Annotated in this window: 13 protein-coding genes; 12 read left to right on the top strand and 1 reads right to left on the bottom strand. The window is 67.1% G+C overall.

Annotated features, from left to right (window positions below; genetic code table 11):
• The first annotated feature begins 18 nt into the window (after window positions 1-18).
• Together EO139_RS16745 and EO139_RS16740 are read left to right on the top strand one after the other, a co-directional pair.
• On the top strand, window positions 19-549 hold the full coding sequence (locus tag EO139_RS16745; RefSeq protein WP_126971554.1) for a DUF2884 family protein: 531 nt from the start codon (window positions 19-21) through the stop codon (window positions 547-549).
• 204 nt (window positions 550-753) lie between these two features.
• Window positions 754-1176, top strand: a complete 423-nt coding sequence (locus tag EO139_RS16740; protein ID WP_104574109.1) for a hypothetical protein — start codon at window positions 754-756, stop codon at window positions 1174-1176.
• Between the two features lie 121 nt (window positions 1177-1297).
• On the opposite strand, the gene EO139_RS16735 is transcribed toward EO139_RS16740, so the two are convergent.
• Window positions 1298-2704 carry a class II fumarate hydratase gene (locus EO139_RS16735; RefSeq protein WP_126971552.1) on the bottom strand — a complete coding sequence of 469 codons (1407 nt, stop codon included), beginning with the start codon at window positions 2702-2704 and terminating at the stop codon, window positions 1298-1300.
• 289 nt (window positions 2705-2993) lie between these two features.
• On the opposite strand from EO139_RS16735, the gene EO139_RS16730 reads away from it, so the two are divergent.
• From EO139_RS16730 to EO139_RS16685, 10 genes are all read left to right on the top strand, one after another.
• Window positions 2994-4316: a hemolysin family protein gene (locus EO139_RS16730; protein ID WP_104648400.1), complete on the top strand. Its 1323-nt coding sequence runs from the start codon at window positions 2994-2996 to the stop codon at window positions 4314-4316.
• Between the two features lie 36 nt (window positions 4317-4352).
• Window positions 4353-5720 carry an adenylosuccinate lyase gene (purB, locus tag EO139_RS16725; RefSeq protein WP_126971550.1) on the top strand — a complete coding sequence of 456 codons (1368 nt, stop codon included), beginning with the start codon at window positions 4353-4355 and terminating at the stop codon, window positions 5718-5720.
• A gap of 431 nt (window positions 5721-6151) precedes the next feature.
• Window positions 6152-7630, top strand: a complete 1479-nt coding sequence (locus tag EO139_RS16720; protein WP_164739911.1) for a cupin domain-containing protein — start codon at window positions 6152-6154, stop codon at window positions 7628-7630.
• On the top strand, window positions 7627-8550 hold the full coding sequence (locus tag EO139_RS16715) for a GNAT family N-acetyltransferase (protein WP_126971548.1): 924 nt from the start codon (window positions 7627-7629) through the stop codon (window positions 8548-8550). The genes EO139_RS16720 and EO139_RS16715 overlap by 4 nt, the downstream gene beginning before the upstream one ends.
• A gap of 105 nt (window positions 8551-8655) precedes the next feature.
• Window positions 8656-11559 carry a 2-oxoglutarate dehydrogenase E1 component gene (locus tag EO139_RS16710; RefSeq protein ID WP_181116133.1) on the top strand — a complete coding sequence of 968 codons (2904 nt, stop codon included), beginning with the start codon at window positions 8656-8658 and terminating at the stop codon, window positions 11557-11559.
• A gap of 42 nt (window positions 11560-11601) precedes the next feature.
• Window positions 11602-12816, top strand: a complete 1215-nt coding sequence (sucB, locus tag EO139_RS16705; RefSeq protein WP_104582743.1) for a dihydrolipoyllysine-residue succinyltransferase — start codon at window positions 11602-11604, stop codon at window positions 12814-12816.
• Between the two features lie 111 nt (window positions 12817-12927).
• Window positions 12928-14370 (top strand): dihydrolipoyl dehydrogenase, encoded by a 1443-nt coding sequence (lpdA, locus tag EO139_RS16700; RefSeq protein WP_126971546.1) that lies wholly within the window; start codon window positions 12928-12930, stop codon window positions 14368-14370.
• 153 nt (window positions 14371-14523) lie between these two features.
• Complete coding sequence (locus EO139_RS16695) at window positions 14524-15117, top strand: TIGR00730 family Rossman fold protein (RefSeq protein WP_104648393.1); 594 nt, start codon at window positions 14524-14526, stop codon at window positions 15115-15117.
• A gap of 153 nt (window positions 15118-15270) precedes the next feature.
• The gene (locus EO139_RS16690; RefSeq protein ID WP_164739891.1) at window positions 15271-15873 is read left to right on the top strand and encodes a YigZ family protein; all 603 of its coding nucleotides are present in this window, start codon (window positions 15271-15273) and stop codon (window positions 15871-15873) included.
• Window positions 15870-17639: an ABC transporter transmembrane domain-containing protein gene (locus EO139_RS16685; protein ID WP_104582740.1), complete on the top strand. Its 1770-nt coding sequence runs from the start codon at window positions 15870-15872 to the stop codon at window positions 17637-17639. Before EO139_RS16690 ends, EO139_RS16685 begins: the two co-directional genes overlap by 4 nt.
• Window positions 17640-17734: the final 95 nt, after the last annotated feature.

Genomic DNA, 17734 nt, shown 5'->3' with positions numbered 1-17734 from the left:
TACTGAGGGGGACTGCTGATGAAACTGTTGATTTGTGCGGTATTGGCGGGTGCGCTTCTGGTCGGTTGCGGCAAGTCCGAACCCACCGTCGTGGTATCGGGCAAGGCCAACGCGCGCGGGGTGAGCTTCAACGGCAAGAGCCTGACGCTCCACCGCGACGGTCTGCCTGCCGCCACCATCGGCGCGGATGGCGCGCTCAGCGTCGCCGGCAAGCCGGTGAGCCTGAACGATGCGCAGCGCCAGGCGATGCGCACTTTCTATGTGCAGATCCAGGGCGTCGCCGAAAAAGGCATCGACATCGGCACGCAGGGCGCGGCCTTCGGTGCACACGCCGCCGGCGAAGCGCTCAAGGGCGTGCTCAGCGGCAACACCGACCAGATCGGCGACAAGATCCAGGCGCAGGCGGAAACCTTCAAACGCAATACGATGCAGATCTGCGACCAGCTGGCCACGCTGCGCAACGCGCAGGACGCCGCCGCGCAACTGGTACCGGCATTCGCGCCGTACTCGACCCTGACCCAGCACGACGTCGACGACTGCCGCAAGTAAGCGCGGCACCGACCGACGCTGCGCCCGTCGATGGGGGCGCAGCGGCGGACCGGAACCAGCTGGAGCGGCGTGTCGATTCCTGCGCGCACGCCAGGCAACCGATACCGGCCTGCGACATCTTGTCAGCGGCGCCATGTGCCGCCGGCACTGATCGGCTGCCGGAGCGGGATTACACTAATGCGCTCCCCAGACCCCAGCGACCCCATGAACAAGTTCGTGATGCTTTGCATGGCGCTCCTGCTATGCGCCCTGACCGCCTGTGGCGACCAGTCGTCGCGGCGCGCCGAACGCGGCAAGCCGCGCGTTGCCATCACTACCCAGTCGGTGATGATCCGCCGCCCACCGGCCGCCAATGCGGAAATCACTCCGGACGGCACGCTGAAGATCGACGATATCGCGCTGCCGCAGAAGGAACCGACGCGCGCCAAATTGCAGTTGCTGTTCGGGCATCTGCAGATGCTGCGCCAGCAGGCCGTCAACGAGGCCGGCGCGGATCCGGAGTACAAGTCGATCAAGCTGACCGCCACGCCGGAGATCCAGCGGCTCAGCGGCGAATTGCTGGACGAGATCCCGTCGCTGCAACCGTATCGCGAGAGCTTCGGCAACGTGCAGGCCGAGCGGCACTGAGTCGCTGGCGACGCCGCGGACTCGCGCAAGCCCGTGTAGGAGCGCACCTGGGCGCGACGGGGCTGTATCGACAACGCCCGTCGCGCCCAGGTGCGCTCCTACACACACACGCTGTCAGTGATCAGCCACCGCCGCCACTGCTGCCGGCCTGGATGCCACCACGCGTCAGCGCGGCCGGGTCCAGCAAACGGCGCAGATCCGCCTCAGTGAGCCCGCTGTCTTCCAGCGCCACGTCCAGTACCGGGCGCTGCTCCTTGTAGGCACGCTTGGCGATCGCGGCGGCATTCTCGTAGCCGATGATCGGATTGAGCGCGGTGACCAGGATCGGATTGCGGTCCAGCGCCTCGCGCACGCGCTCCTGGCGCACCTTCAAGCCGGCAATCGCGCTGTCGGCCAGCAGCCGCGACACATTGCCCAGCAGGTTGATCGAATCCAGCAGGTTGTAGGCGATCAGCGGCAGGGTCACGTTCAACTGGAAGTTGCCGGTCTGCCCGGCCACGGTAATCGCCGTATGGTGGCCGATGACCTGCGCGCAGGCCATCACGGTGGCTTCGGGAATCACCGGATTGACCTTGCCCGGCATGATCGAACTGCCCGGCTGCAACGCCGGCAGCTCGATCTCGCCCAGCCCGGCCAGGGGGCCGGCATTCATCCAGCGCAGATCATTGGCAATCTTGATCAAGGCCACCGCCAGCGCATTGAGCTGGCCGGACAACTCCACCGCATCGTCCTGCGCGGCCAGGCCCTCGAACTTGTTGTCGGCACTCTCGAACTTGACCTTGCTCAATCCCGACAGGGCCTTGGCCACCTTGCCGCCGAAACGCGGATCGGCATTGATGCCGGTGCCGATCGCGGTGCCGCCCAGCGGCAGCCGCCGCAGGCGCTTGAGGGAATCGTCGATGCGCTCCTGCGCCGAACTCAGCTGCGCCGACCATGCACCGAATTCCTGGCCGAAGGTCAGCGGCATCGCATCCATCAGATGCGTGCGCCCGGTCTTGACGACCTTCTCCAGCCCCTTGGCGCGCTTGTCGATGGTCTTGCGCAGATGCTTGAGCGCCGGTTGCAGGTGTTCCTGCACCGCAAGCAGCGCAGACACGCGGATCGCGGTGGGCACCACGTCGTTGGAACTCTGCCCGAGATTGACGTGATCGTTGGGATGCACCGCGTCCTTGCCGGCGCGCGTGGCCAGCGTGGCGATCACCTCGTTGGCATTCATGTTGGACGAGGTGCCCGAGCCGGTCTGATAGACATCGATCGGGAACTGCGCGTCATAGGTGCCGTCGGCCACCTGCAGCGCCGCGTCCTGCACGGCCTTGCCGATCGACTTGGGCAGCAACCCGAGCTCGGCGTTGACGCCGGCCGCGGCGGCCTTGATCAAGCCCAGCGCGCGGATGAAGCCGCGCGGCATCGGCTGGCCGGAGACCGGAAAATTCTGCACGGCACGCTGGGTCTGCGCGCCCCACAAGGCATCGGCGGGCACCTGCAATTGCCCCATGCTGTCGTGTTCGGTCCTGAAACGTTCGCTCATCTGCACTCTCCGCACATGGTTGGTCTGTGGTGATGGATGGCTGGCAGCGGGCGCACCCACGCTGGCGAGACTGCCTACGATACTCGCTCGCGGCGTTGCGACCGTGTCGTCGCAAGCCGTGGGCTAGACTGCCCATCGATCCATACGAGGTACCACGCTGCCATGGGCGACGACCCTGACTGTAGCAACGCATTGGTTGCGTCCTTGCTGCCCGCACACCGCCCAACCCCTCACGCGCAACGGCGGACACGCGGCATGACCGCCGCTGCACGGCACCGGGGCCGACGCCATGCTGGGTAATGTGCTGCTGTTGTTCGTCGCGTTGCTGCTGGTGCTGCTGAACGGCTTCTTCGTGGCCGCCGAGTTCGCGCTGGTCAAGCTGCGCCACACGCAGGCGGTGGGCCTTGCGCAGACCAACGGGTGGCGTGGGCGTCTGTTGCTCGGGGTGCATGCGCACCTGGATGCCTACCTGTCGGCCTGCCAGCTCGGCATCACGCTGGCCTCGCTCGGCCTGGGCTGGGTCGGCGAGCCTGCGTTCGCGCACCTGCTGCAGCCGCTGTTCGACAGCGCCGGCCTGTCGCCGGAAGCGGCGCAGTTCACCGCGCTGGCGATCGCCTTCAGCCTGATTTCGTTTCTGCACATCGTGCTGGGCGAACTGGCACCCAAGACCATGGCGATCCGCCGCCCGGAGCGGATGTCGCTATGGACCGCCGCGCCGCTCTACGTGTTCTATTGGCTGATGTATCCGGCGATCTGGGTGCTCAATACCAGCGCCAACCGCCTGCTGCGGGTACTGGGCTGGGGCGATGTGGAACATCAGTCGCATCGCTATTCGCGCGAGGAGCTGATGCTGATCGTCGGCCGCCAGGATCCGAACGCGGCCACGCCCGATCACGGGCTGGCCCTGATGAGCCACGCGCTGGAATTGCCCGACCTGGTCGCCGGCGACCTGATGCGCCCGCGCGAGCACATGCGCAGCCTGCGCGAGGGCATGACGCTGGAATCGGTGCTGGCCGAGTTCAGCGAGTCGCGCTACAGCCGCTACCCCTGGTTCGACGCCGATGGCGAGCAGGTGCTGGGCATTCTGCATACCAAGGATCTGCTGGTGGCGATGGCGCGCAGCCAGGACCTGGACGATCTGCGTCCGTTGCTGCGCCCGCCCACCCTGCTGACCTTGGAAACCCCGATCCCCAGCGCGCTGGAGCAGTTCCGCACCGGCACCACCCATCTGGCGCTGTGCGTGGAGGACCAGGGCCGCATCCTGGGCTTCTTCACCCTGGAAGACCTGCTGGAGGTGGTGGTCGGCGAGATCGAGGACGAGCACCGCCACGTGGTGCGCGACGCCCCGATCCGTAGCCAGGATGGCTCGCTGCTGGTGGCCGGCAGCACCTCGATCTTCCGCCTGGAGCGCCTGCTCGGCCGGGATCTGAGCGCGCCGGACCACGTCAATTCGGTCGGCGGGCTGATCGTGCACCGGCTGCAGCGGCTGCCCGAAGAAGGCGAGACCCTGGAGCTGGACGGCCATGCACTGACGGTGCGGCGCATGGCCGGGCACCGGATCCAGGCGATCACGGTGCGGCCGATCGGCGAAGCCGGCGCCGGGGCGGCGTAGAATACGCACCCCCGCCAGCCTCCCAGTGCCCTGCCCATGTCGGATTCCGCCCTGCTCGCCCTGTCCCCGCTCGACGGCCGCTACGCTTCCAAAGTGGATGCGCTGCGCCCGATCTTCTCCGAATACGGCCTGATCAGGGCACGGGTCAAGGTCGAGATCGAATGGCTGCTGGCACTGGCGGCCGAGCCGGGCATCGCCGAGCTGGCGCCATTCTCGGCCGCCGCCACCCAGACCCTGCGCCGCCTGGCCGACGATTTCAGCGTGAGCGATGCCGCACGCGTCAAGCAGATCGAGCGCACCACCAACCACGACGTCAAGGCGGTGGAGTACTTCATCAAGGAACAGCTCAAGGACGATGCCGAGCTGGGCCCGGCGCTGGAATTCGTGCATTTCGCCTGCACCAGCGAGGACATCAACAATCTCAGCTACGGCCTGATGCTGGAACAGGCACGCCGCGAGGTGCTGCTGCCGACGCTGGACGGCATCACCGCCACGCTGCGCAGCCTCGCCCATGCCCAGGCCGGCCAGCCGATGCTCTCGCGCACGCATGGCCAGACCGCCTCGCCCACCACGCTGGGCAAGGAAATCGCCAACGTGGTCGCGCGCCTGGAGCGTCAGCGCAAGCAGATCGCCGCGGTCGAGCTGACCGGCAAGATCAACGGTGCGGTCGGCAGCTACAACGCGCACCTGGTGTCGTACCCGGAGCTGGACTGGGCCGCGTTCGCGCAGCGCTTCGTCGAGAGCCTGGGCCTGGTGTTCAACCCCTACACCACCCAGATCGAGCCGCACGACAACGTGGCCGAGATCGGCGACGCCAGCCGTCGCGTCAACACCATCCTGATCGACCTGTCGCGCGACATCTGGGGCTACATCTCGCTGGGCTACTTCAAGCAGAAGCTCAAGGAGGGCGAAGTCGGCTCCTCGACCATGCCGCACAAGGTCAACCCGATCGACTTCGAAAATGCCGAAGGCAATTTCGGCATCGCCAACGCCTTGTTTGAGCATTTCTCGGCCAAGCTGCCGATCAGCCGCTGGCAGCGCGATCTCACCGACTCCACCGTCCTGCGTGCGCTCGGCACCGCATTCGGCCACACCCAGGTGGCGCTGGATTCGCTGGCCAAGGGCCTGGGCAAGCTGACCGTCAATCCGCAGCGCCTGGATGCGGACCTGGACGCGGCCTGGGAAGTGCTGGCCGAAGCCGTGCAGACGGTGATGCGTCGCCACGGCCTGCCCAACCCGTACGAACAGCTCAAGGCATTGACCCGCGGCCAGGGCATCACCGCCGCGTCCATGCAGGCGTTTGTCGAGAGCCTGCAGCTGCCGGAGCAGGACAAGCAGCGCTTGCGGGCGTTGACGCCGGGCGCCTACACCGGCCTGGCCGAGCAGCTGGCGCGCGCGATCTGAACCAGCGGCAGTCAACGACCGGCATCGCGACGCTACATCCAGCCGTCAGGAGGAGTGCCATGGCATTGCGCTCACTGCTGTCTGTGCCCCTGCTGTCTGCGTCCCTGCTGGCATCGGTCGCCTGCGGGAGGCAGGCCGCTGCCGCTTCCACCGCTGCCGCGTCGCAAGCGCTGGCAGGCGTGTCGACCACACGGTTGCATCGGTGCCTTCGCCCAGCGACAGCCAGCTCTCCATCCACTGACCCGCCGATGCCGGCATCCCCCGTGCATGCCGGCCACGCATGGCAGGCACAGGTGCACTGAAATCTCCGCCACAGCCGCCAGCAAGGCATCGCATGGCGGGCTGGGCGACAATAAGCCACTCCGCCGGCCGCACAGCGCCGGCCCTCCTGTCGGACCCGTGACATCATGAAAAAGACCGCCGCAAAAAAGATCGCCGCCAGGAAAGGCGCGCCGCTGCCCTTCGAGGTCCACGCCACCGGCGACCAGCCCCTGGGCATGCCGGTCGAGCGCTTCCTGCGCAACTACTGGCACAAGCACCCGCTGCTGATCCGCAACGCGTTTGCGGACTTCCAGTCCCCGCTGCAGCCCGAAGACCTGGCCGGCCTGGCCTGCGAGGACGGCGTGCTGGCACGCCTGATCAGCCACGACCGCGCCACCGACGGCTGGGACGTACGCACCGGCCCGTTCCAGGAAACCGACTTCCCCGGCCTGCCCGACCATGACTGGACCCTGCTGGTACAGGACGTGGACAAGTGGGACGCCGACGTGCGCGCGCTGCTGGAACAGTTCCGCTTCCTGCCGCGCTGGCGCATCGACGACATCATGATCAGCTTCGCCGCCACCGGCGGCTCGGTCGGCGCGCATGTCGACCATTACGATGTCTTCCTGCTGCAGGGCCAGGGCCACCGCCGCTGGCAGATCGACGCCCGCGCGCAACAGGGCCGCAAGGCCGCGCCGCTGGCGTTCCGCGACGATGTCGAGCTCAAGCTGCTGCGCGACTTCAAGCCCACCCACGACTGGGTGCTGGGCCCGGGCGACATGCTGTACCTGCCACCGCTGGTGCCGCACCACGGCGTTGCCGAGGACGCCTGCCTGACCTTCTCCATCGGCACCCGCGCGCCGTCGTCGGCCGAGCTGATCGGCGACTATCTGGATACGCTGATCGCCGATGCCGACGAGGCCGTGCGGTATCACGACGAAGACCTCAAGGTGCCGGCCGACCCGTACGAGATCGACGTCACCGCGATGAACCGCGTGGTCGAAGCGCTCAACGCCCTGCGCATGAACGACCCGGATCGGCTGGGCGACTGGTTCGGCCGCTTCATGACCACCTACCGCGCCTCCGGCGACGTGGTGCCGGCCCCCGAACCGATTCCGCGCGAGGCGGTCGAGCAGGCCCTGGAGGAAGGCGTGCTGCTACACCGTCACCCCTGGTCGCGGCTGGCCTGGCGGCGCGCCAAGCGTGGCGCCACCCTGTTCTGCAGCGGCCTGGAGTTCGCGCTGTCGGCCAAGGACGCCGCGCGCCTGGCCGCGGCCGAAGAGATCGACGGCACGCTGTATGCGCAGTTGTCCAACCGCGGCCGCGAGGTGGTGCTGGAGCTGCTGGCGCAGGGCCACTACCAGCGCGCCCACGAGGACGCGGAAGACGACATCCAGGACATCGACGACGACCAGGCCCATGGCCTGAGCCTGTCGGCCGACCAGGACGACGCCGAGGCCGACGCGCCGGACGCAGACGACGAGATCGACGCGGAGGCCGACGTCGAGCAGGTCGCCGATACCGCCGACGGCCCGACCCAGGCTGATGAGGACGAACCAGCTGCCGACGCCGACCAGGACGACGACAGCGAGCTCGCCGACGACGCGGCAACGGACGCTGGCGACGACGGGTCCGACAACCGCGCATGAGCCCCCAGGCCGGCCCGCAGATCGTCTCGCTGGACCCGGCGTCCGACGCCGCGGCCCTGCGTGCGCTGCGCCTGGCCTGCGGCAGCGGCGACAGCGGCGCTGCCGAATGGGACGCACTGGACCCGCTCAGCCTGCACCTGGCCCTGCGCAGCGAGGACGGCCAGTTGATCGGCTCGGTGCGGCTGACCGCGGATCGGCGCATCGACAGGCTCGGCATCCTGCCTGGCTGGCGCCGCCGCGGCCTGGCCGACCAGTTGCTCGCAGCCGCCGTCGCCACCGCGCAACAACGCGGCTGGCCCGGTGTACGGGCCCGCGTCAATGCAGATGCCGGGGCGGTGTTCGCACGCCTGGGCTTCCTGCCGGACACCTCTTCCGACCCGCATCCCGATCGCGCCGCAACGGCGGGCGATCGGCCTGACGGGCCGTTGCACCGCCGTCTCGACGGCCCGATGGCGGTGGACGACCTGCGCGCGGCGCAGGCCGCCACCACCGGCCTGCTGTGCGCCGCACGCCGCCAGGTCCTGATCTATACGCGGGCACTGGATCCGCCGCTGTTCGACAACGCCGCAGTGCTCGATGCGCTGCGCCGCTTCGCCACCGCCCGCCACGACAAGCGCGTGCAGGTGCTGGTGCAGGACACCGCCATTGCCGGCGCCAGCAGCAGCGCGCTGCTGCGGCTGGCCCAGCGCCTGCCCAGCGTGTTCCGCTTCCGCGCGGTCAGCGATCCGGTCGACAGCAGCTATGCGTCGGCCTATGTGGTGGGCGATGACGCCTACTACTTTCGTCCAACAGGCCATCGCTTCGACGATGGCGAAACCTGGCTGTCGGGCGCGGCGCGCAGCCGCCAGCTGGAGCGCGAATTCGCGCAGATATGGGAGCGCAGCGCGCTCTGGAACGAACCGCGCGCACTCGGCATCTGAGACCGCAGCGCCTTTCGCGCCTGGGCGCCAGGCGGCCGCACCTACCCGCTCGGTCAGCTTGCAGACGCCCCCTCACTGGCGCAAGGGGGTATAATTTTTCGAGATTTGAGACCGACCGATGGGGCATCTCGCCCTGCCGCTTCCGCACAATCATCCCCACAGCAGACCCGACTTACCATCGTGGATAATCTCCTAAAGCAGTTCGCACAGTCATCGCAGCTCGCCGGCGGCAACGCCGCCTATATCGAGGATCTGTACGAGCAGTACCTCGTCGCCCCGGACAGTGTCGACCCGAAGTGGAAGAGCTATTTCGATGGCTTCAAGGGTCGCGATGCCGGTGATGTGCCGCACTCGGCGGCCATTGCCCACATCCTCGCCGCCTCCAAACAGGCCGCCAATGCCGGAACCGGCGCAGGCGCCAGTGACGAGCGCGAGCGCAACGTCGGCCGCCTGATCACCGCCTATCGTGCGCGTGGTCACCTCGGCGCGCAGCTCGACCCGCTCGGCCTGACCCCGCCGGTCAACCCGCCCGATCTGGACCTGCCGTTCCACAGCCTGTCGCAGGCGGACCTGGACAGCGAATTCAGCACCGGCGGTGTCGGTGGCCAGCCGCGCATGAAGCTGAAGGATCTGCTGACCCGCCTGAAGGCGACCTACGCCAGCACCATCGGCGCAGAGTTCATGCACATCCAGGAATTCGACCAGCGCCAGTGGATCTACAAGCGCCTGGAAGATGCCGGCGGCAAGATCGCCGGCGACGCGGCCAGCCGCAAGCGCACGCTGGAGCGGCTCACCGCTGCCGAAGGCCTGGAGCGCTACCTGCACACCAAGTACGTCGGCCAGAAGCGCTTCTCGCTGGAAGGCGGCGACGCGCTGATCCCGATGATGGACGAGATCATTCGCCAGTCCGGCAACGATCAGGTCAAGGACATCGTGATCGGCATGGCCCACCGCGGCCGTCTCAACGTGCTGGTCAATACGCTGGGCAAGAATCCGCGCAAGCTGTTCGACGAGTTCGAAGGCAAGTTCGAGCACGCCCACGACGACCGCGCGCACACCGGCGACGTCAAGTACCACATGGGCTTCTCGGCCGATATCGCGGTCGGTGGCGACAAGCAGGTGCATCTGGCACTGGCCTTCAATCCCTCGCACCTGGAAATCGTCGACCCGGTCGTGGTCGGCAGCGTCCGGTCGCGCCAGGAACGCTTCGGCGATGCCGAGCGCAAGACCGTGCTGCCGATCCTGATCCACGGCGATGCCGCATTCGCCGGCCAGGGCGTGGTGATGGAGCTGTTCCAGATGTCGCAGGCGCGCGGTTTCGCGGTCGGCGGCACCGTGCACATCGTGGTCAACAACCAGATCGGTTTCACCACCAGCGCCCGCGACGACGCCCGCTCCACGCTGTACTGCACCGACGTGGCCAAGATGATCGGCGCACCGGTCTTCCACGTGAACGGGGACGACCCGGATGCGGTGATGTTCGTGTCCAAGCTGGCCTACGAATTCCGCCAGCAGTTCAAGAAGGACGTGGTCATCGACCTGGTCTGCTACCGCCGTTGGGGCCATAACGAGGCCGACGAGCCGGCAGCGACCCAGCCGGTGATGTACCAGACCATCCGCAAGCACAAGACCACCCGCGAGCTGTACGCCGCCAAGCTGGAAAGCGACGGCGTGCTGAGCGCCGACGAGGCCAAGGCGCTGGTCGACGGCTACCGCAACAAGCTCGATTCGGGCGAATACACCACCGAACTGGCGACGCGCAAGCCGGACGAATTCGCTATCGACTGGTCCAAGTACCTGGTCGGCACCGCTGCCGATCCGGTCGACACCCGCGTCAAGCGCGAGCAGCTGGATCGTCTGGCCAAGCTGATCACCACGATCCCGGAAGGCGTGGAGCTGCATGCCCGCGTGGCCAAGATTTACGAAGACCGCGTCAAGATGGCCGCCGGCGACCAGGCCGGCGACTGGGGCTTTGCCGAGAACCTGGCCTACGCCACCTTGCTGGCCGAAGGCCACAAGCTGCGCCTGGTCGGCCAGGACGCCGGTCGCGGCACGTTCTTCCATCGTCACGCGATCCTGCATGACCAGAAGACCGACAGCTACTACCTGCCGCTGCGCCAGCTGGTGCAGAACCCCGAGGACGCCACCATCATCGACTCGCTGCTCAGCGAAGAAGCAGTGATGGGCTTCGAGTACGGCTACTCCACCACCGACCCGAATGCACTGTGCATCTGGGAAGCGCAGTTCGGCGATTTCGCCAACGGCGCGCAGGTGGTGATCGACCAGTTCATCGCCGCCGGCGAAGCCAAGTGGGGCCGCATCGCGGGCCTGTCGCTGTTCCTGCCGCACGGCTACGAAGGCCAGGGCCCGGAGCACAGCTCCGCGCGTCTGGAGCGCTTCCTGCAGCTGTGCGCGTTGGAGAACATGCTGGTCTGCGTCCCGACCACCCCGGCGCAGTGCTTCCACATGATCCGCCGGCAGATGCGCATGACCACCCGCAAGCCGCTGGTGGTGATGACGCCCAAGTCGCTGCTGCGCCACAAGCTGGCGGTGTCGAGCCTGGAAGAACTGGCGGAAGGCGAGTTCCAGCATCTGATTCCCGACGCCAAGGCCGATGCCGGCAAGGTCAAGCGCGTGGTGCTGTGCTCGGGCAAGGTCTATTACGACCTGCTCGAAGACCAGACCAAGCGTGGCCAGGACGACGTCGCCATCCTGCGCGTGGAGCAGCTGTATCCGTTCCCGCGTGCGCAGCTGGCCGCCGAGCTCAAGGCCTATGCCAACGCCACCGACGTGGTGTGGTGCCAGGAAGAACCGCAGAACCAGGGTGCGTGGTACCAGATCCGTCACCACCTGAACTTCTGCCTGGCCAGCGGCCAGAGCCTGCATTACGCCGGCCGTGCCCGTTCGCCCTCGCCTGCCGCCGGCCATATGGCCGACCACATCGTCGAACAGCAGAAGCTGGTCGCCGATGCGCTACTCAATCCGTTCAACGACCAAGTCGCTGAATAACTCCTCTTCCCCAAAGAACGAAAACCCTAGGACGCTCCCCGAATGGCCACCGAAGTCAAAGTTCCGGTACTGCCCGAATCCGTTTCCGACGCCACCATCGCCAGCTGGCACAAGAAGGCCGGTGAAGCGGTCAAGCGCGACGAGAATCTGGTCGACCTGGAAACCGACAAGGTCGTGTTGGAAGTTCCTTCGCCGGTCGACGGCGTGCTGAAGGAAATCAAGTTCGAAGCCGGCAGCACCGTCACCAGCAACCAGATCCTGGCGATCATCGAGGAAGGCGCCGTGGCTGCGGCCGCACCGGCCGAGGAGAAGAAGGCCGATGCACCGGCACCTGCCGCTGCTGCACCGGCCGCAGCGCCGGCGCCGGCTGCTGCCGCTGCGCCTGCTGCTGCCTCCAAGTCGGCTGCCGATGCGTTGCCCCCGGGTGCGCGTTTTTCCGCGATCACCCAGGGCGTGGATCCGGCCCAGGTCGAAGGCACCGGCCGTCGTGGCGCGGTGACCAAGGAAGACATCGTCAACTTCGCCAAGGCCGGCGGCGTGGGCAAGGCGTCCGGCGCCCGTCCGGAAGAGCGCGTGCCGATGACCCGCGTGCGCAAGACCATCGCCAAGCGCCTGATGGAGTCCAAGAACTCCACCGCGATGCTGACCACCTTCAACGAAGTGAACCTGGCCAAGGTCTCGGCCGCACGCAAGGAACTGCAGGACGAGTTCCAGAAGGCGCACGGCATCAAGCTCGGCTTCATGAGCTTCTTCGTCAAGGCGGCCGCCAACGCGCTGCAGCGCTTCCCGCTGGTCAACGCCTCGATCGACGGCGACGACATCATCTATCACGGCTACAGCGACATCTCGATCGCCGTCTCCACCGACAAGGGCCTGGTCACGCCGGTGCTGCGTAACGTCGAGCGCCAGTCGTTCGCCGACGTCGAGCAGGGCATCGCCGACTACGCCGCCAAAGCGCGCGCCGGCAAGCTGGGCCTGGACGACCTGCAGGGCGGCACCTTCACCATCACCAACGGCGGCACCTTCGGCTCGCTGCTGTCCACCCCGATCATCAACCCGCCGCAGAGCGCCATCCTGGGCATGCACGCGATCAAGGAACGTCCGATCGCCGAAAACGGCCAGGTCGTGATCGCGCCGATGATGTACCTGGCGCTGTCCTACGACCACCGCATCATCGACGGCAAGGATTCGGTGCAGTTCCTGGTCGACATCAAGAATCAGCTGGAAAACCCGGGCCGGATGTTGTTCGGTCTGTGATGAAAGCCGGGATTGGGGATTCGGGATTGGGGATTGGCGAGAGCTACCCCTTCCTGAGCACCCCGCCTTTGCGAATCCCCAATCCCCAATTCCCAATCTCGTGAGCGAAGAATGAGCGAACAAGAACAATTCGACGTCGTCGTCATCGGTGCCGGCCCGGCCGGTTATCACGCTGCGATTCGCGCGGCCCAGCTGGGCATGACGGTCGCCTGCATCGACGCGGCCATCGGCAAGGATGGCAAGCCTGCACTGGGCGGCACCTGCCTGCGCGTGGGCTGCATTCCGTCCAAGGCGCTGCTGGATTCCTCGCGCCAGTTCTGGAACATGGGCCACCTGTTCGGCGACCACGGCATCAGCTTCAACGACGCCAAGATGGACGTGCCCACCATGATCAGCCGCAAGGACAAGATCGTGAAGCAGTTCACCGGCGGCATCGCGATGCTGTTCAAGGCGAACAAGATCACCCCGTTTTACGGCTTCGGCCAGCTGCTGCCGGGCAACATCGTCAAGGTCGCCCAGCACGAAGGCGGCGAGATCGAGCTCAAGGGCACCAACGTAATCCTGGCGCCGGGTTCTGAATCGATCGAGCTGCCGTTCGCCAAGTTCGAAGGCGACACCATCGTCGACAACGTCGGCGGCCTGGATTTCACCGCCGTTCCCAAGCGTCTGGCAGTGATCGGCGCCGGCGTGATCGGCCTGGAGCTGGGCAGCGTGTGGAAGCGCCTGGGCGCCGAGGTCACCATCCTCGAGGCACTGCCGGACTTCCTGGCGCTGGCCGATGCCGAAGTGGCCAAGACCGCGCTGAAGGAATTCAAGAAGCAGGGTCTGGACATCAAGCTCGGTGCCAAGGTCAGCAAGACCGAGATCACCGGCAGCGGCGATGCCAAGCAGGTGGTGGTCAGCTACACCGACGCTGCCGGCGAGCAGACCCTGACCGTGGACAAGTTGCTGGTGGCCGTGGGCCGCAAGGCCGCGACCAAGAACCTGCTGGCTGAGGGCACCGGCGTCAAGCTCAACGAGCGTGGCCAGATCGAAGTGGACGGGCATTGCCACACCGGCGTCGATGGCGTGTGGGCGATCGGCGACTGCGTGCGCGGCCCAATGCTGGCGCACAAGGGCTTCGAGGAAGGCATCGCGGTGGCCGAGCTGATCGCCGGCCTGCCCGGCCACGTCAACTTCGACACCATCCCGTGGGTCATCTACACCGAGCCGGAGATTGCCTGGGTCGGCAAGACCGAGCAGCAGCTCAAGGCCGAAGGCGTCGCCTACAAGGCCGGCAGCTTCCCGTTCGCGGCGATCGGCCGTGCGGTGGCCATGGGCGAGCCTGCCGGCTTCGTCAAGGTCATCGCCGACGCCGAGACCGACCGTGTGCTGGGCATGCACCTGGTCGGCGTGGGCGTGTCCGAGCTGGTGCACGAAGGCGTGCTGACGATGGAATTCAACGGCTCGGCCGACGATCTGGCACGCATCTGCCACGCGCACCCGACGCTGTCCGAGGCGGTCCACGATGCCGCAATGGCAGTGAGCAAGCGCGCGATTCATAAGGCTAACTAAGCCGGGAATCGGGAGTGGGGAATCGGGAATCGTAGAAGCATTCCCATTACCTCACTCCTCATGCTGACGCCGGACTTAGGTCCGGCGTCATGCGTTCTGGCTTCCGCTGTGCTTCGACCCATTCCCTATTCCCAACTCCCGATTCCCGTTCCCATGAAAAGCATCTGCGTCTACTGCGGCTCCAATGCCGGCAACAAACCCGCCTACGCCGAGCGTGCCACTGCGTTGGGGCAGCGCATCGCCGCGCAGGGCCTGCGGTTGGTGTATGGCGGGGGCAACGTCGGCCTGATGGGCACCGTGGCCAATGCGGTGCTGGCAGCCGGTGGCGAGGTGACCGGCGTGATTCCGCAGCAGCTGGCCGATTGGGAAGTGGCGCACCGTGGGCTGACCACGCTGGAAATCGTCGGCTCCATGCATGCGCGCAAGATGCGCATGTTCGAGCTGTCCGATGCGTTTGTCGCCCTGCCCGGTGGCTTCGGCACCATGGAAGAGATCTTCGAGATGCTGACCTGGCGGCAGCTGGGCATCGGCAACAAGCCCTGTGCGTTCCTGGATATCGAAGGCTTCTACGCGCCGCTGATCGGCATGATCGACCGCATGGTGGAAGAACGCTTCCTGCATCCGGACCAGCGCACCGACCTGTGGTACGGCGCCGACATCGAGCAGATGCTGGAGTGGATGCAGCACTACACGCCGGCGCAGGCCTCCAAGTGGATCGACGAGAAGCGTCGCTCCACCCTGGTATAAAACGGCAGCGCCTGCGCTCACCGCACCCCCGGGGACTGCGCGCGCCCATCGCGCGCCCAGCCCGTCTCAATGCATCATCGAACACCCTCGATCTGCCGGCTTGCAACGGCAGTCACGACGGCCGCAGCGTCCGGCACGACCGGCTCGCATAGAATGGCGACGATGCTCGATACCCTCGCCGCTGACGCGCACCACAGCCTGGACATCAAGCACAGTCGCTTTGTGGCCAATGCTGCGGCACTGGACTCTCCCGCGCACGCGCTGGAGATCGTGCAGCGCGTGTCCGTCGCCGATGCCACCCACAATTGCTGGGCCTATCGCTACGGGCAGGACTACCGGTCCAGCGACGATGGCGAGCCCAGCGGCACCGCCGGGCGGCCGATCCTCGCGGCCATCGATGGCCAGGGCTACGACCGCGTGGTCGTGGTGGTCACCCGTTGGTATGGCGGCATCAAGCTCGGTGCGGGCGGTCTGGTGCGTGCCTACGGCGGCACCGCAGCCGAATGCCTGCGGTTGGCGACGCGACAGCCGTTGATTGCGTTGTCGCTGCTCGATCTGCAGTGTCAGTTCGACGACCTGGGCCTGGTGCATGCGGCCTTGAGCGCCTTCCGCGCCGACAAGCTGGATGAACGTTTCGACGCGCAGGGCGCCGCGCTGCGCGTGCAACTGCCTGCCGATCAACTGGCCAGCTTGAAAACACGCCTGTGCGACGCCACTCGCAACCGTGTCCATCTCTCATCACCGGAAGCCGCATGAACCAGCCAGCCGCCGCCAGGCCCAACCCATTGCGGAAGCTTGGCAGCCTGCGCACCCTGTGGCCGTTCGTGCAGCGCCAGCGTGGCCTGTTCGCCGCCTGGCTGATCGCACTGGCCATTTCCTCGGCCGCCACATTGAGCCTGCCGGCGGCAGTCAAGCAGATGATCGACCATGGGTTTTCCGGCGGCTCGCAGATCAACCACGCCTTCGCGCTGCTGTTCGCCGTGGCGGTGGTGCTGGCGGTGGCAACGGCCGCGCGCTTCTATTTCGTCGCGCTGCTGGGCGAAAAGGTGGTCGCCGATCTGCGCGGCCGCCTGTATGCGCATCTGATCGGGCTGGACGCCGGCTTCCATGATCGCAGCCGCAGTGGCGAGCTGGTGTCGCGGCTGTCGGCCGACAGCGAGCTGCTGCGCGGGGTGATCGGCACCACCATGTCGGTGGCGCTGCGCAGCTCGGTCACGGTGATCGGCAGCATGGTGATGCTGTTCGTCACCAGCCCGCGGCTGGCCGGCTTCACCCTGGTCGGCATTCCGCTGGCGGTGCTGCCGATCGTGCTGGGCGCACGCCGCCTGCAGAAGATCTCGCGCGCCAGCCAGGACCGCGTGGCCGATGCCAACACGCTGGCGGCCGAAACGCTGGGCGCGGTGCGCACCGTGCAGGCGCATGCGCGCGAGCGCTACGAGAGCCAGCGTTTCAGCCAGGCCCTGTTCGCCGCGATCGATACCGCGCGGCTGCGCATCCGCACCCAGGCCATGGTCACTGCGGTGGCGATCATGCTGATCTTCGGCGCCATCGTCGGTGTGCTGTGGCTGGGCGCGCACGATGTGATCGCCGGACGCATGACGCCCGGCACGCTGGGACAGTTCGTGCTGTACGCACTGATCGGTGGCGGCTCGGTGGGTGCGCTGGCCGAGGTCTGGAACGAGTTGCAGCGCGCGGCCGGCGGCATGGGCCGGGTCGGCGAATTGCTCGACGAGCAGCCGGCGATCGTCGCGCCGGCCACGCCGCAGCCCTTGCCGCAGCCGCTGCGTGGTGCGATCCATTTCGACCAGGTGGTGTTTCATTATCCGCAGCGCCCCGATGCGCCGGCGTTGGACGGCTTCGACCTGCATGTCCATCCGGGCGAAACCGTGGCGCTGGTCGGACCCTCCGGCGCCGGCAAGAGCACGGTGCTGGCGATGTTGCTGCGCTTCCACGACCCTGTCAGCGGCAGACTGCGCATCGACGAGGTGGACCTGCGCCAGACCGACCCGGTGCTGCTGCGCGAACGGATTGCATTGGTGCCGCAGCAACCCACGTTGTTTGCCGCCAGCGCCGCCGACAACATCCGCTACGGGCGTCTGGATGCCAGCGACGCGGAGGTGCAAGCCGCCGCGGCGGCCGCCGAGGCCGATGGGTTCATCCGCGCCCTGCCGCAGGGCTACGCCAGCGAACTCGGCGAACGCGGCACGCGCCTGTCGGGCGGCCAGCAACAGCGTGTGGCGATCGCGCGCGCCCTGCTCAAGGACGCGCCGATCCTGCTGCTGGACGAGGCCACCAGCGCGCTGGATGCGCAGAGCGAACGCGCGGTGCAGCAGGCGCTGGACCGCTTGATGGAAGGCCGCACCACGCTGGTCATCGCCCATCGCCTGGCCACCGTGCTCAAGGCCGACCGCATCGTGGTGATGGAGGCCGGCCGCATCGTCGCGCAGGGCACGCATGCGCAATTGATCGCCGAAGGCGGCCTTTACGCCGAACTGGCGCGGCTGCAGTTCATCGATCAGTGACGCCTGGGTGACACCGGCGTGTGCTGTCATGCCGGGGTATCCGCGGCAGCGGCCCGGGCCGACCCTGCGCCCCCACGCGCCCCACCCCTGACGAC

The organism is Xanthomonas sp. BRIP62411 (genome assembly GCF_003993525.1).
In the GTDB taxonomy this organism is placed as follows: Bacteria; Pseudomonadota; Gammaproteobacteria; order Xanthomonadales; family Xanthomonadaceae; genus Xanthomonas; species Xanthomonas euroxanthea.
This window is presented reverse-complemented; position numbering and strand designations above follow the sequence as displayed.